This window comes from Streptomyces sp. DH12, assembly GCF_020873895.1.
Taxonomy (GTDB): Bacteria; Actinomycetota; Actinomycetes; order Streptomycetales; family Streptomycetaceae; genus Streptomyces.
Genome location: NZ_JAHWGT010000034.1, coordinates 21,613 through 35,598 on the forward strand (window position 1 = coordinate 21,613; position 13,986 = coordinate 35,598).

At 75.9% G+C, this 13,986-nt stretch carries 9 protein-coding genes and 1 pseudogene; 2 read left to right on the plus strand and 8 right to left on the minus strand.

Annotation, left to right across the window (positions count from 1 at the left end):
- Positions 1-55: 55 nt before the first annotated feature.
- On the minus strand, positions 56-1,912 hold the full coding sequence (locus LPA54_RS26095; RefSeq protein WP_228982031.1) for an NAD-binding lipoprotein: 1,857 nt from the start codon (positions 1,910-1,912) through the stop codon (positions 56-58).
- A gap of 377 nt (positions 1,913-2,289) precedes the next feature.
- On the opposite strand from LPA54_RS26095, the gene LPA54_RS26100 reads away from it, so the two are divergent.
- Positions 2,290-2,550: a GlsB/YeaQ/YmgE family stress response membrane protein gene (locus tag LPA54_RS26100; protein ID WP_228982032.1), complete on the plus strand. Its 261-nt coding sequence runs from the start codon at positions 2,290-2,292 to the stop codon at positions 2,548-2,550.
- A gap of 157 nt (positions 2,551-2,707) precedes the next feature.
- On the opposite strand, the gene LPA54_RS26105 is transcribed toward LPA54_RS26100, so the two are convergent.
- The 4 genes from LPA54_RS26105 to LPA54_RS26120 all read right to left on the minus strand — a co-directional run bounded on the left by LPA54_RS26105 (position 2,708) and on the right by LPA54_RS26120 (position 9,030).
- Positions 2,708-3,661, minus strand: coding sequence for a sensor histidine kinase (locus LPA54_RS26105; protein ID WP_228982033.1), 954 nt, complete (start codon positions 3,659-3,661; stop codon positions 2,708-2,710).
- Positions 3,658-4,515: an MEDS domain-containing protein gene (locus LPA54_RS26110; RefSeq protein ID WP_228982035.1), complete on the minus strand. Its 858-nt coding sequence runs from the start codon at positions 4,513-4,515 to the stop codon at positions 3,658-3,660. Before LPA54_RS26110 ends, LPA54_RS26105 begins: the two co-directional genes overlap by 4 nt.
- A gap of 100 nt (positions 4,516-4,615) precedes the next feature.
- Entirely contained in the window at positions 4,616-4,966 is a 351-nt protein-coding gene (locus LPA54_RS26115; RefSeq protein ID WP_228982037.1) for an STAS domain-containing protein, read from the minus strand.
- Positions 4,966-9,030, minus strand: coding sequence for a SpoIIE family protein phosphatase (locus LPA54_RS26120; RefSeq protein WP_228982116.1), 4,065 nt, complete (start codon positions 9,028-9,030; stop codon positions 4,966-4,968). The genes LPA54_RS26115 and LPA54_RS26120 overlap by 1 nt, the downstream gene beginning before the upstream one ends.
- A 453-nt stretch (positions 9,031-9,483) precedes the next feature.
- Here LPA54_RS26120 and LPA54_RS26125 point away from each other — a divergent pair, with 453 nt between their 5' ends.
- On the plus strand, positions 9,484-9,840 hold the full coding sequence (locus LPA54_RS26125) for an STAS domain-containing protein (RefSeq protein WP_228982039.1): 357 nt from the start codon (positions 9,484-9,486) through the stop codon (positions 9,838-9,840).
- 164 nt (positions 9,841-10,004) lie between these two features.
- On the opposite strand, the gene LPA54_RS26130 is transcribed toward LPA54_RS26125, so the two are convergent.
- The 3 genes and pseudogenes from LPA54_RS26130 to LPA54_RS26145 all read right to left on the minus strand — a co-directional run bounded on the left by LPA54_RS26130 (position 10,005) and on the right by LPA54_RS26145 (position 13,938).
- On the minus strand, positions 10,005-11,120 hold the full coding sequence (locus LPA54_RS26130) for a S1 family peptidase (RefSeq protein WP_228982119.1): 1,116 nt from the start codon (positions 11,118-11,120) through the stop codon (positions 10,005-10,007).
- 469 nt (positions 11,121-11,589) lie between these two features.
- The gene (locus tag LPA54_RS26135; RefSeq protein WP_228982041.1) at positions 11,590-12,660 is read right to left on the minus strand and encodes a glycoside hydrolase family 43 protein; all 1,071 of its coding nucleotides are present in this window, start codon (positions 12,658-12,660) and stop codon (positions 11,590-11,592) included.
- Positions 12,661-13,056: 396 nt separating this feature from the next.
- Positions 13,057-13,938: pseudogene (locus LPA54_RS26145) on the minus strand (family 16 glycosylhydrolase).
- Positions 13,939-13,986: the final 48 nt, after the last annotated feature.

Below are 13,986 nucleotides of genomic sequence, written 5' to 3' on the forward strand. Positions count from 1 at the left end.
CCCGGCCCTCGCAGGGGCCGGGCCCACGGCAGGAGGTCGGTCGGGCGGCGGGCGGTCAGTCCGCGGCGAGCACGATGACCTCGTCCTGCGCGGACCACCGCCGCACCGCCGTCTTGGCCGGGTTGACGCGCACCCCGTGGTCGACGCCCTCCCGCCGGTCCGGCGCACGGCGGTACCCGACGGCGCACTCGCCGCGGCGCCGGGCCGACTCGACGACCGTGGCGAAGGCGGTCTCGCACCCCGGGCGGACGTAGTGCCCGGCGGGCCGCAGGTGGATGCCGCTGCCCTCCGCGGAGAACAACTCCTCGAACACACCGGCCAGATGCCGGTTCTGCGAGATCTGCGACATGAGCAGCCCGATCAGCTTCCCGCTCACGATGAAGTCGGAGCCGGCGCCGACCGGGGCCAGCACCCTGTTGCGGTCGTCGGTCAGCTCCGTCACCACGGGGATCTCCCGGCCCGACGCCCGCTCGATGGCGCGCAGGAGCAGCAACGTGACGAGCGTGTGGTCGTCGGGGTCGTCGTGGCCGTGCCGGCGGTCGGGTCCGAGGACGATGACGCTGTCGTAGGAGGCGGCGTCGACACCCTCCAGTGTCTCCGGCCGGGTCGGGTCGCCGCGGTGGAGGACGACCGACAGGGACGGGGTGGCCGCGGCCGCGGCCGACCGGACGGCCGCGCCGGTCGGTTTCCCGCCGTCGGCGACGACGTCGAGGACGGAGCCGGGCAGGGTGTAGCGGGCCAGTTCGGTGACGATGCGGGAGGCACGGCGGTTCCAGCCGAGGAGCAGGATCCGCTCGGGGCGGGCGGCGGCCGGGACCCGGTCGACGATGGCGGTCGGGTCGACGGCCGCGGACGCGTCGGACAGGACGCTGGTGTCGTCGTCCTCGGCGATGACGACGAGCTGGTCGCCGGGGCGCAGCAGGGTGTCGGGCGGCGGGTTGAGCGCGAGGGCGCCGTCGTCCCGGACGAGTCCGACGACGCTGGACGAGGCGTACGCGAGGAGCGTCTCGCCGAAGGCGCGGCCGGTGAGGGACGGCTCGGCGACCGTGTAGAACTCGACCCCCTCGAAGTCGAGCAGCTCCTGGTGCACGAGGGACAGGCCCGGCTGGCGCGCGGCCCGTGCGACGAGGCGGGCGGTGATCTCGTCGATCTCCAGCACCGCCACGTTCGGCCCCGCCGCGAGCGTGGCGGCCAGCCGGTAGCGTTCGTCCCGGACCGCCGCGACGACCCGTACCCCGTTGTCGTCGCCCACCGCCGCGCGCAGGGCGAGCAGCGTCTTGACGACCTCCCCGTCCTCGGACGGTCTGTCACGCGGCAGCACCACCACGGAGTCGGCGGTCCCGGGGCCCACGCGGGCCAGGTCGTCGGGGTCGGTGAGGCGTCCGCTCCGGCAGATCAGCCGGGTCCGCCCGGTCGGGCCCACCTTGGCGTCGAGGGCGTCCTGCATCTCCGTCTTGCTCAGGTCGGCGAGGACCGCCACGGCGGCGCGCCGCTGGTTGGCGTTGGCCCTGACCAGTTCGGAGACGACGGTGAACACCTGCTCGGACCAGCCCAGGACGACCGCGTGCCGGCGCTCCAGCACCGGGGAGCGCCCCCTGCGCAGCGCCAGCAGCCGCTCGCTGATCCCGGTCGTGATCAGACTGACCAGCGTCGACACGTACAGCAGGGTGACCAGGGCGAGGAGCACCGACAGCGCGATGCGCGGCGCGGGTCCCACCTCGCCGCCCAGCCGGAGCGTCTGGCCGGTGCTCCGCCACACCTCCGCGAGCTTCCCCGACAGCGACTCGGGCGCCCGGCCGTCCGTCCACACCAGCACGGCGCTCACCGGGAGGACCACGCTCAGGCAGGCCACGACGAGCCAGCCGACCAGGACGTACGTCCCTCCCGCGAGCGTGTTGTCGAACCAGTACACCGCGCGCTGCGCCCACGGCCACCGTCTCCCCCGACCGGGCCCGCCCCCCGCGTCCCGCCCTGACGCGGCACCGCGTGCACCGCTCCCATGCCGGTGGCGCGCCACCGGTTCCGTCCGCTCGGCGGACCCGTCACTCGTCTTGTCCACGGCAGCAGCGTGGCGCCCGGCCCCGCCCGGTGATCACCGGAAGGCCGGGATTCATCCCATCGAGACCCCGGCCGGCCCGCCCGGCCCGTACCGGGCCCGTACCGCGACCGGTCCGGAGACCCGCTCCGCGGCCCCGGGACGGCGCCGCGGAGAACGGGACGCATACGGCGGCGCGCGGCGGGCACGCGGAGTACTACCCGAAGGTCGGGCAAGCAACGTTAGGAGTCCTCGTGTCGTTCCTCTGGGCCATCATCGCGGGTCTGATCATCGGTCTTCTGGCCAAGCTCGTCCTCCCCGGCCGTCAGCCCATCCCCCTGTGGATGACGGTGCTGCTCGGCATCGTCGGCGCCGTCGTGGGAAACGCGCTCGCCTCCGCCGTCGGGGTGCGGGACACGGCCGGGATCGACTGGATCCGGCACATCTTCCAGATCGGTGTGGCCGCCGTCCTCATCGGTGCCATCACCCCGATGTGGGCGCGACGACGCGCCTGACCCCGGATCGGGACGCCCCGCGCGGGCAGTACGCGCCGGGACACGTGAGAAGCCCCGCGGCCCTCGGGCCGTCGGGGCTTCTCACGTGCGCGGGCGCGTAGTCTTCCGCCGGGGCGGCGCGCTCAGGAGGTCGGGCCGCCGGACCCGCCGGGGGTTCTCACTCCATCCCCAGGTGCAGGCGCAGGACGAGCCCGCGCGCGGTCGACCGGATCTCGACCAGGTCGCACAGCTGGTGCATCATCCACACGCCGCGGCCGCCGGTCGCGGCGAACGGGTCGGGCCGGCGGCGGCCGGTGAGCGGGTCGGCGAGCCGGCCCCGGTCGCGGACCTCCGCGACCAGCCCGCCGTCGGCGCGCCACATGCGCAGGGTCCCCCGCCCGCCGCCGTGGCGCACGGAGTTGGTGACGGCCTCGCTGACGGCGAGGAGCCAGTCCGTCAGGCGGTCCTGCGGCAGTCCCTGCGCCGCGGCCCACCGCTCGGCCTCGTCGCGGGTGCGCGCGAGCTCCCACTCGCCGAAGGCGACGACGACCGCGTCGGCCGGCTCGGGCAGCGGGACGTCGCAGTCGCGGCAGACCTCGTGCGGGTCGGTGTAGCGGTCGCTGGGGCGGTAGGCGCCGGGGGCTCCGACGACCGGGTGGGTGCGGTACGCGTGGGCCAGCACGTCGGCCGGCAGGGCGGTGTCGTAGGGGCAGAGGATGGCGGCCCGGCGGCCCTCGAAGGCGAGGTTGATCAGGGCTTCGTGCCGTGTCGCCTCCCACGCCTCCGCGGGGGTCCGCCCGACCCAGATGGGCTCCCCCACGATCGACACGGGCGCGCTCTCCCCGTGCCGGTCGGCGAAGTCCTGGAGCATGGACAGGATGCGCCCCGGGTTGCGTCCGGCGTCGGTCATGTCCACCCAGGTGACGCGGGGGTGGTCGGCGCCGACGGCGTCCCGCAGCAGGGCCAGCTGCCGGCCGGGGACGGCCACCAGGGAGGTGTGCCCGTCGTCGAGGGCGTCCCGGACGAAGGAGCCGACGCCGGCGAGGTACTCCTCGTCGGTGGCGTAGAAGAGCGCCGGGTGGTGGAAGCCGGGGTGCCGGTCGGCTCTGTCTGCTGTTCGCGTGTCCGTCATCGGCCCACGACCTCCACGGCGGAGCCGAGTTCGGGGAAGAGTTCCAGGAGCCGCCGCACGGGCGGCGGTGCCTGCCGGACCCGCAGGGGCGTGCCGCCCGCCCGGCCGGCGGCCGCGCCGGCCAGGGTGGCCAGGGAGGCTGCGTCGAGGTGGCGCAGGGTCGACAGGTCCAGCTCCACCCGGTCCGCCGGCGCGTTCCGCACGGCGGCGGCCGCGGCGGCGACGACGGCCCGCGTGTCGTGGCCGGCGGAGCCCGACAGCAGCAGACCGGGGCGGTCGGCGAGCGGGGCCACCCGCAGCACCGGCCGGGCGGCGGCGTCCCCGCGGTGCGTCAGGTGGGCGCCCGCCAGGACGTCCACGCAGGCGTCGGGCAGGAGGCGCCGGTCGTAGAAGCACCAGGCGGTCAGCGGCAGCCGGTCGAAGACCTCGTGGTGGACGCGCAGCTCGTACTCGAGGAGCCGGTCCACGCCGGCGACGTCGCGGGCGCCCCACGACATCTCGCCGATCGCGCGAAGCCCGCGGTGCCCCCGCACCGACGCGGCCTCGACCGCCTCGTGCCACAGCCCGACCATGGCGTCCGGGTCGAAGCCGGTGCCGTGGAGGTACGTCCGCGCGGCGGTCATCACGGCCAGCTGTCCGCGGGCCACGGCGCTCGCGGCGTCGATCCCGGCGTCGGAGAGGGCGCTCAGCACCCGCTCCGGGTCGGTGGCGTCGGCGAAGTACTCGACCCGCTCGCCGCGCTCCAGCCCGTCCCGGACGAAGGCGCACAGGTGGTGGGCCCACGCCCGGTCGTCGGAGTAGACGACGCTGGTGTGGCGCCCCCGCGCCGGTCCCGGACCGGGGGGTGCGGCCACATCAGGCACCATCGCCACGCTGCCGCCCCTCGTCCCGTCCTGCTCGCCGCTCCATGGAAGCACACCAGGCCGCGCCGCTCACCGGCCTGCGCCGACCAGCCTACTGCCACTCCTCCGGCGGCACCGGCGGCCCCGGGTCGGGCCCGTCCGACGCGGCGTCCCCCGGCCTCTCCCGGACGGTCGTGAGGTCGGCGAGCCCCGAGACCGTCAGCACCGGGGCGAGCAGCGGGCCGGTGATCAGCTCCATGCGGTCGGCGTGGGAGAAGAGCACGTTGAGACCGGCGCTGTCCAGGTATCCGACCTCGGTGAGGTCGAGGACGACCGGCCCGGGCGCGGTGTCCAACGCCGCGGCGAGGGCGTCGGTGTTGCTCATGTCGATCTCGCCGACGGCCGTCAGGAGGGTCGTCCCGTCGGCCCGCCGGCCCGGGGTCAGGGTGAGCGGAGTGGTCATCACGCGATCCTCGTGTGCATCTCGACGGTGGTGCCGGACGTGTCGGACACGACGGTCACCTGCTGCATCATGGCCTTCATCAGGGTCAGGCCGCGCCCGCGGTGGGCGTCGGCGTCGGGCCGGGGGGTCTTCCACCGCCCGCTGTCGGACACGGTCAGCAGCAGGTCGTCGACGCGGGCCTCGGCCCGCAGCACGACGGGCTCGCCCGGGTTGTGGCGGTGGCCGTGCTCGATGGCGTTGGCGCAGGCCTCGCCGGCCGCGACGAGGACGTTCTGCGCCGTCTGCGGGGGCAGCAGGCACCGTTCGAGCCAGGTGCGCAGGGCCGTGCGGACCGGTGCGAGCTGCGAGGACTCCGCCGGGAAGGTCATCTCCAGCGGAGCGGGGTGGCGGTACAGCAGCAGGGCGACGTCGTCGTCGTAGCCGTCCGCCGGGGCCAGGCGGGACATCACGTGGGTCGCGACGTCGTCGACGGCGGCGTCCCTGCCCTGCTGGACGGCCTCCCCCGCCTGGTCGATGCCCACGCTGAGCGGGCGGCGGCGGCGCTCGACGAGGCCGTCGGTGTAGAGGAGCAGGGTCGAGCGGGCGGGGAGGGTGCACTCCCCCTCGGGGCGCTTCCGGCCCGGCCGGACGGCGAGGGGCAGGGACCGCCCGTCCTCCAGCAGCCGGTTCGTGCCGTCGCGGTGGGCGAGGATGCCCGGCGGGTGTCCGGCGCTGGAGTAGGTCAGCCGGCCGGTCTCCGGGGTGAGGACCCCGCAGAAGACGGTGGTGCACAGCGCCCCGGGGACGCCGGCCGCGAAGTGGTCCAGCGCCATCAGGGTCCGGGACGGGCTGGGGTCCTGGAGCAGCAGGGCGCGGCAGGCGCTGCGCAGCTGGCCCATGACGGCGGCCGCGTCCAGGCCGCGGCCGACGCAGTCGCCGACGACGATGCCGATGCGCCCGTCGGGCAGGGCGACGGTGTCGTACCAGTCACCGCCCACCTCCAGCGGCTCGGTCGCCGGCTCGTAGCGCACGGCGAAGCCGTCGGGCAGGTGGGAGGGGCCGAGGATGGCGCGCTGCAGGGCGAGGGCGGTCCGGCGCTGCTCCTCGAACTGGTGGGCGCGGACCAGGCCCTGCGCGAGGTGCCCGGCGAGCAGGGACAGCAGCAGCTGGTCCTCGTCCGTGAAGGGACGGCTCTCGCCGAGGTCCACCCACAGGACCATGGGCCCGTCGGGGTGGTCGAGGGCGACGCCCGCGCTGGAGTGGTCGGTGACCGGGGTCAGCGCGGGGCATTCGCGCAGCGCGGTGAGCGCGTCGCGGCGGTCGGCGGGCAGCTGCCGCCACCGCGGTGCGCCGTCGGTCGCGGTGAGCACGGGCTCGTCGTGGTGGCCGAAGACGACGGCCAGCACCCGGCGGGCGCGCCACAGCCCCTTCAGCTCGTCCAGGGCGCCGGTGAGGGCCTCGTGCAGGCCCGTGGCGCCCGACAGGCGCAGGCCGAGCGCGGCGAGGGCGCTGTCGCGCTGGATCGCGTAGTGCTCCGCGGTGACGTCCCGGAAGGTGCCGACCGTGACGCGGCGCCCGGTGCCGGGGTCCCGGGCCTGGTTGAAGGCGACGTCGATCCACAGCCGGTGCCCGTCGCGGTGGGTGACGGGGATGGTGTGGCGGCCGTGGCCCCGCTCCATGAGGCTGCTGAACACCTCGCCGACCTGCCGGTGCGCCTCGGGGTCGGTGTCGGCGTCGGGCCACCACGGGTGGATCGGCGCGTACGGCAGGCCGTCGGGGCCGTAGCCGAGGATGTCGGCGAACGCGGCGTTGGTCTCGATGACGGCGCCGCCCTCGTCGCAGACGAAGAACGCCTCCTGGAGGGATTCGATCAGCGCGGTGCGCCAGCGGGCGTGGTGGGTGCGCAGCCGGGACAGCTCCACGTTGGCCCGCACCCGGGCCAGCAGCTCCGCCGCCGCGAACGGCTTGACGAGGTAGTCGTCGGCGCCGGCCTGCAGCCCCTCGATGGAGGCCTCCTGGCCGGCGCGGGCGGAGAGCAGCAGCACGGGGACGGCGGCGGTGCGCGGGTCGGCGCGCAGTTCCCGTACGAGGGACAGTCCGTCGAGGACGGGCATCATGACGTCGCTGACGACGAGGTCGGGGGCGCGGCCGCGGACGGCGGCCAGCGCCGCCCCGCCGTCGCCGACGGCCTCGACGCGGTGGCCGGCGCCCGTGAGGATGCGGGTGAGGTACTCGCGCATGTCGGCGTTGTCGTCGGCGATCAGCACGCGCGCCGGCGTGGCCGTGCCGGCGGTGCCGCCCTCGGCGGCCGTTCCGGGAAGGGTCCCCCCGGTGTCGGGCCCGGCGGCGGGAGCCAGGGGGGCGTCCGTGCCGGGCGGTGCGTCGGGCAGCCAGCGCCGTACCTCCACCACGTACGGCTCGGCGGAGGCGGGGAGCGTCGCGGAGGGCGTCGCGGGAGGCCCGGCGGCGGGTGCGGGCGGGGCGGGTTCGGTCCCGGTGGGTCCGGGCGGGGCCAGGGCGCCGGCGGGCAGGTGCTCCGTGCCGAAGGGCAGCCGGACGGTGAAGCGCGTGCCCTCGCCCGGCGCGCTCTGCGCCGCGATCGTCCCGCCGTGCAGCGCGACCAGCTCCTTGACCAGGGCGAGGCCGATGCCGCTGCCCTCGTCGGATCGGGAGCGGGTGTTCTCGATGCGGTGGAAGCGTTCGAAGAGCCGGGGCATCTCCTCGGCAGGCACACCGACGCCCGTGTCGGCGACGGTGACCGCGGCGTGGTCGCCGTCGGCGCGGACGGCCACGCGGATGGAGCCCTCGAAGGTGAACTTCACCGCGTTGCTCAGCAGGTTGAGGACGACCTTCTCCCACATGCCGCGGTCGATGTAGACCGGCTCGGCCAGCGCGGGGCAGTCGACCTCGAAGGCGAGGCCGGCCCGGTCGACGGCGGAGCGGAAGACGCTGGCCAGTTCGGCGGTGGCCGCCGCGAGTTCCACCGGCTCGTACCGGGCGCGCATCCGCCCGGCCTCGATGCGGGAGAAGTCCAGCAGGCTGTTGACGAGCTTGCCCAGCCGCAGGCCGTTGCGGTGGACGGCCTCCAGCTCCTCGCGCACGCGGGGGTCGGCGCCGTCGCCGAGCCGTGTGCGCAGCTCCTCCACCGGTCCCATGATCAGGGTGAGCGGCGTACGGAACTCGTGGCTGATGTTGGAGAAGAAGGTCGTCTTCGCCCGGTCCAGTTCGGCCAGTTCCTCCGCCCGCCGCTGCTGGGCCTCGTAGCTGCGGGCGCTGGCGACGCCGGCCGCGAGGTGGCCGGCGACCAGCTCGACGAAGCCCCGGTAGCCCGCGTCGAGGAGCCGGTAGCGGTTGAGTCCGGCGACCAGGAAGCCGTAGGGGGCGCCGCCCTGCCGCAGCAGGGGCACGACGAGGGCGTGGGTGGGCGGCTCGGGCCACGGCCCGGCGGGCAGGTGGTCGAACGGGGCGCCGTCGAGGGCGAGTACGGTGCTCTCACCGCGGGCCGGGACGGCGGCCGGCCAGGGCTCGGCCCCGTCGTCGGCCGCCAGTGCGGCCGGCGCCGCCGGGTGGCCGGCGGGGAGCCCCGTGCACGCGGCGAGCCGAGCGGTGCCGTCCGCCCCGAAGAGGTAGGTGAGCGTGAACGGCAGGTCGCGGGGGTTGCGGTCGAGCTGCCGGCCGGCGAAGGCGAGCATCTCCTCCTCGGTCCGCACCACGCTGGGGTCCGAGCCGAGGTCGCGGAGGGTGGCCATCCGCCGCTCGCCGATGACCCGCTCGGTCTCCTCGCTGACGACGCAGAGCATCCCGACGACCGCGCCGGTGTCGTCGCGCAGGGGGCTGTAGGAGAAGGTGTGGTAGCTCTCCTCGGAGTACCCCGACCTCTCCAGGAACAGCAGCAGCGCCTCGTCCCAGGTGGCCCTGCCCGTGGCGAGCACGGTGTCGATGCGCGGGCCGATGTCGTCCCAGATCTCCGCCCACACCTCGTCGGCCCGGCGGCCCAGCGCCCACGGGTACTTCTGGCCCAGGGTGTCGCGGCGGTAGGCGGCGTTGCAGAAGAACGTCAGGTCGGGGCCCCACGCCATCCACATGGGGAACCTGGAGGAGAGCAGGATGCTCACCGCCGTCCGCAGGCTCTGCGGCCAGTGGGCCGGCGGTCCCAGGGGGGTGGCGGCCCAGTCGACCGCGGCCAGGTCGCGTCCGACCGCCTCGTCGGCGGCGAAGACGCCGCCCGCCGCGGTGGGCGGCCGGTCCTCGGCATCCGCGGTACGTGCCACAGGCAACCCTTTCCTCCACGCCGGTCCGACCGGGTGGCGGGGGCGTCGCCCGCACACGCGTCCGTCCGGTGCTCCACCGGCTCGCCCGCCGGTACCGACCTCTCCGTAGGATAGGTCCCCGGGCCAGGGCGCCGGCATCCGGCAGGGGTGCCGTCCGCCGCGGCGCACAGCCGGTGGGCGGGGCTTCCGACCGGCCGGGTACGGGAACCGGCGGGGGCGCCGCCCCGTCCGGGCCCGTACCGCCCGCCTCGTCCCACAGGAGAACCGGTGACCGAGCCCGTCCTGACCGTCGACCAGCGGACCCATCGGGACGGGCCCGTCGTGCTGAGGGTGGCGGGAGAGCTCGACCACCACACCGCGCCCCGGCTCGGCGAGGCGCTGGACGGGGTCCGGTCGGCGGCCGCCGCGGGGCTGGTGATCGACCTGTCCGGGCTCACCTACTGCGACTCGTCCGGCATCACCGTGCTCGTCTCCGCCTACCGCCACGCGGGGGACGACGGCCGTCCCCTGGCCCTGGCCGGTCTCGGCGACGATCTGACCCAGGTCTTCCGCACCGTCGGCCTGGACCGGCTCTTCACGGTGCGGCCCACCACCGAGGACGCGGTGGCGGCGCTCCGCGGCTGACCCCCGGCCGCCCCGCGGGCCCCCGCCGGGCGGACGGGGGCCCCTCCCCCCGGCCGGGGAACCGGCGGAGGCACGGCCCGCCCGGGGGCGGCGGGCTCGGGCTCGGTCTCGGGATGGGCCCGGGATCGGGATCGGGATCGGGATCGGGCTCGGGTGAGGTGGCGTCAGGCGGTGTGGAGCCGCAGACCGTAGCGTCCGAGGATCTCGTTGACCGGCTGGAACCACGTCTCCCCGCCGCCGCGGCAGTTGCCCCAGCCGCCGGAGGTGACGCCCTGCGCCTGGTCGCCGCTGAGGAAGGAGCCGCCGGAGTCGCCGCCCTCGGCGCACACGCTGGTCTTGGTCATCTGGTGGACGGCGCCCTGGCTGTAGTTGACGGTCTCGTTCTTCGCCAGGACGGTCCCGCAGTGCCAGCGCGTGGTGGACCCGGAGCGGCAGACGGAGGCGCCGACGGGCGCCTCGGCCGAGCCGCGCACCAGCTGGTCGGGGACCGTGCCCCAGCCGAGGACGACCGGAACCGTCCACCAGCCGCTGTGGACGCTCACGTAGGCGTAGTCGTCCCCGGGGAACGACGAGCCCTGGAACGTGCCCATCGCGGATCCGTCCCACCCCCGCACGGCCGCCCCGGCGCGCCCGCAGTGGCCGGCGGTGACGAAGCCGCCGTGGACGGAGAAGCCGATGGAGCAGCGGACGTTGCCGGTGTAGTACGGGTCGCCGCCGACGGTCCCCGCGGCGTACGGGGTGGGGGCGGTGGCGCGTTCGGCGACCGTGACCGGGCCGGCCTCGCGGGCGCGGGCGAGGAAGGCGCGTACGGCGGGTTCGTCGCGCTCGGCGCTCACGACGGTGACGACGACCCGGTTGAGGCGGGGGTCGACGTGCCAGCCGGCGACCCCGGCGGGGGCGGGCAGGGCGTCGATGCGCGCCTTGGCGCGGTCGAGGCGGGCGGCGCTGTGGCGTACGAGCCGGGTGTCGGCGCCCGCGGCCGCCACGGCGGGTGCCTTGGCAGGGCTGGTCAGGGCGACCGTGAGGCGGCCCCGGGCGGGGTCGAACCACGAGCCGGCGTACTCCTGTCCGGCGGCCCGGCGGGCCGCCGGCTCCACGGCCGTCGCGGCGCGTTCGGCGGCGAGGCGTGCCTCGGCCTGGGTGCTCGTCAGGCCGAGGTCGCGCTGCATGGCCTCCACCATTCCGGGGGAGGCGGGCGCCTGCGCCGGCGGCGGCGCGGGGGTCGGCGCGGCGGCCGCGGGGACCGGCGCGGTGCCGTGGAGGGCGGCGGTGAGGAGCAGCGCGCCGAGTGCGGCGCGCAGGGCGGGCAGGCGTGGGGATCGCGGGCGCGGGGCGGGGGTGCGACGCACGGCGGAGACCTTTCGTCGGTCGGCCGGGCCGGCGCCGGTCTGGGCGTCGCGGACGGGGAGGCCCCGGCGCGGCGGCCCTTCGCGGAATGGCCCGGAGTACTGGCCGAGAGCGCTGTGAGAGCGCTCTCAGTCGGGCCAGCGTAGCGACCAGGTGTTGTCAGGTCCATACCAAAATCAGCCCCGGCCGCGAGGCCCGGCCACCGTGTGGGGCGGCCGCGTACCCCCGCCGCCCGGGACCGGCGCCCCCTCCCGCCGCCGGCGCGGGGCCTGCGGCGCTGCGCGGTGCCGCCCGGCCGCCGCCGCGGGAGGAGCGAGAGGGGGCGGCACAGACGGCCGCGGCCCCGATCGGCGCACTGTCCCCTGGGCCTGCGGGGAAGCGGCGGGCGGGCCGGCGGGCCGCCTACTCGAAGAGCTTCAGGCTCCAGCCGGTGTCGGTCGGGGCGCCGGGGACGCCGCTGCGGCTGTAGGTGGTGTCGCCCCACCAGCAGAACGTGCCGGTGTACCAGTAGCGGTTGTCCCAGGTGTACGGCTGCCCCTTGGGGACCGCGTGGTACATCAGCGGGAACGTCGGGCCGGCGGGAGGGCTGGTGGCGATGTCGCCGTCGAGGAGCGCGAAGGTGTGGTGGCCGGGGCCGTTGACGTGCAGGGTCGGGTCCCAACCGCGCATCATCGTGGCCCGATCGGAGCCGAAGACGCAGCCGTTGGACTTGTACCAGTCCCACACGTGCGTCGGGTCGCCGCCGGCCCGCAGCCTCAGGTCGGCCAGGCAGTACTGGTCGCTCCAGCTGCCGTTGGCGGAGTACACGATGTGCAGCTGCCCGTTCGGGTCGCGGATCGGCTCGGGGGCCTCGTTGACGAACGGGTGGCCGACGACCCGCTCCCAGCTCTCGCGCGGCTGCGAGATGACGTACCGGGGACCGGTGGTCGTGCTGGGGCTGCTCATCCGGGCGATGTAGAGGTTCTGTTCGCCGTCGGTGTCGCCGGCCCAGCCCGACCAGACGAACCAGCGCTGCCCCTCGAAGGTGAACATCGTGCCGTCGATGGCCCACTTGTCGTCCGGCAGGGCCATCCGTGTCGCGGCGCCGTACCCGCTGTCCGGGCTGGCGGAGCTGATGACGTACATCCGGTGGGCCGACTCGCGGCCGGCGGTGAAGTAGATGTGGTAGCGGCCGCCGTCCCGGACGATCTCCGGGGCCCACACGTCGCCGAGGTCGCCGGTGTCCGACCAGACCTGCCGGGCGGGCGCGGAGGCGAGGGCGGCCGGCGACGCCGCCTGGCGCACCACGATGCCGGTGCCGACGGACTGCACCGCGACGTAGGTGCCGCCGACCCGGAGCACGCTCGGGTCGGCGGCGCGCAGGCTGGTCTGCCCGGCGCGGGCGGGTTCGGTGGACGACAGGGACAGCGCGGTGGTGAGGAGGCCGGCCAGCACGAGGGCGGCGGCGCCGGACAGGCGGCGAGGAAGCTTCATGGTCCCTTCCCTGGTCGGTCCTCCGCGACGGCGCCGGGCGACGGGGGAACACCGGCCGGGGGACGGCGTGCGGTCGGGGGCCGCTGCGCGGAGGATGCGGCGGGACCGGGCGGCACCCGCCGCCGCTCCCACCGGCGCCCGCATCGGCGGCACGCACCGCACAGCGTGCTGACCTCCCGCGGAGCGTGTCAACGCGCCACGCGTCCCGGCCACAGTGCGCCACCGACCGGTCGGAAACCGTCGGGGACCGCCCTGTACCGAGCAACCGCGGACGGTCCCCGACCAGGGCGGGACCACGGACCGATCACCGCCTCCCGGCGCGCACGCGGCGGGCGGGGGCGGTCCCCGGGCCCGGTGGTGTGCCGGACCGGGGACGGGGGGCGGGGGGTGCCGGGGTCAGCGGGTCGCCGTCCACTTCTGGTGGGCCGCGCCGGTGCAGGTCCGGATCTGGAGCCGGGTGCCGTTGGCGGAGGCGCCGCCGGTGGCGTCGAGGCACTTGTCCGCGCGGGGGTTGACGATGTCCCGGGAGGCGGGGAGGGCCCACTGCCGGGGTGCCGTCGGCGCCGTTCGCCCCCGCCACGTCGACGCACTTGCCGCCGACACCGGTGATCGGTCCGCCGCCGGGCCGGGTGCCGCCGCCGGTGACGCGGACGTGGTCGACCAGGAGCTGCTGGGGGAAGGCGGTGCTGCCGTCGGGGTCGCCGGGCCAGTGGCCGCCGACCGCGAGGTTGAGGATGAGGAAGAACGGCTTGTCGAAGACCCACTGCCGGCCGCCGAGGTCGGCGGGGGTGCGCCGCTGGTGGACCGTGCCGTCGACGGACCAGGTGACGGCGTTCGGGCTCCAGTCGACGGCGAAGGTGTGGAAGGCGTCGGCGAACGCCTGTCCGCCGGGCAGGGTGCTCCCGGCGCCGATGCCTCCGGAGCCGGAGCAGCCGGGGCCGTGGAGGGTGCCGTGGACGGTGCACGGTTCGAAGCCGACGTTCTCCATGACGTCGATCTCGCCGGAGGCCGGCCATCCGACCTGGCCGATGCCGTCGCCCCAGGTTGCCCCGGCCGTCCAGGGCGGCGTTGCGGTTTCCGGCGGTGTAGTACTGCCGCTCGTGGTTGTCGACGTTTGTCGCCCGTCTCGACCTGCCACTTGGCGCCGTCGACGGCGGAGCCGGCCCGTCGAAGTCGTCGGAGAAGGTGACGGCGGCGGGGGGGGGCCGCTGCGGGGCGGGCGACGCGGGGCGCGGGATGCGCCGCGGGTGGGGACGCCTGGGCCGGTCCGACGGTCAGGGTCGGCGAGGGCGAGGACCGGGGCGAGCGGGAGGAACAGGGGCGGGT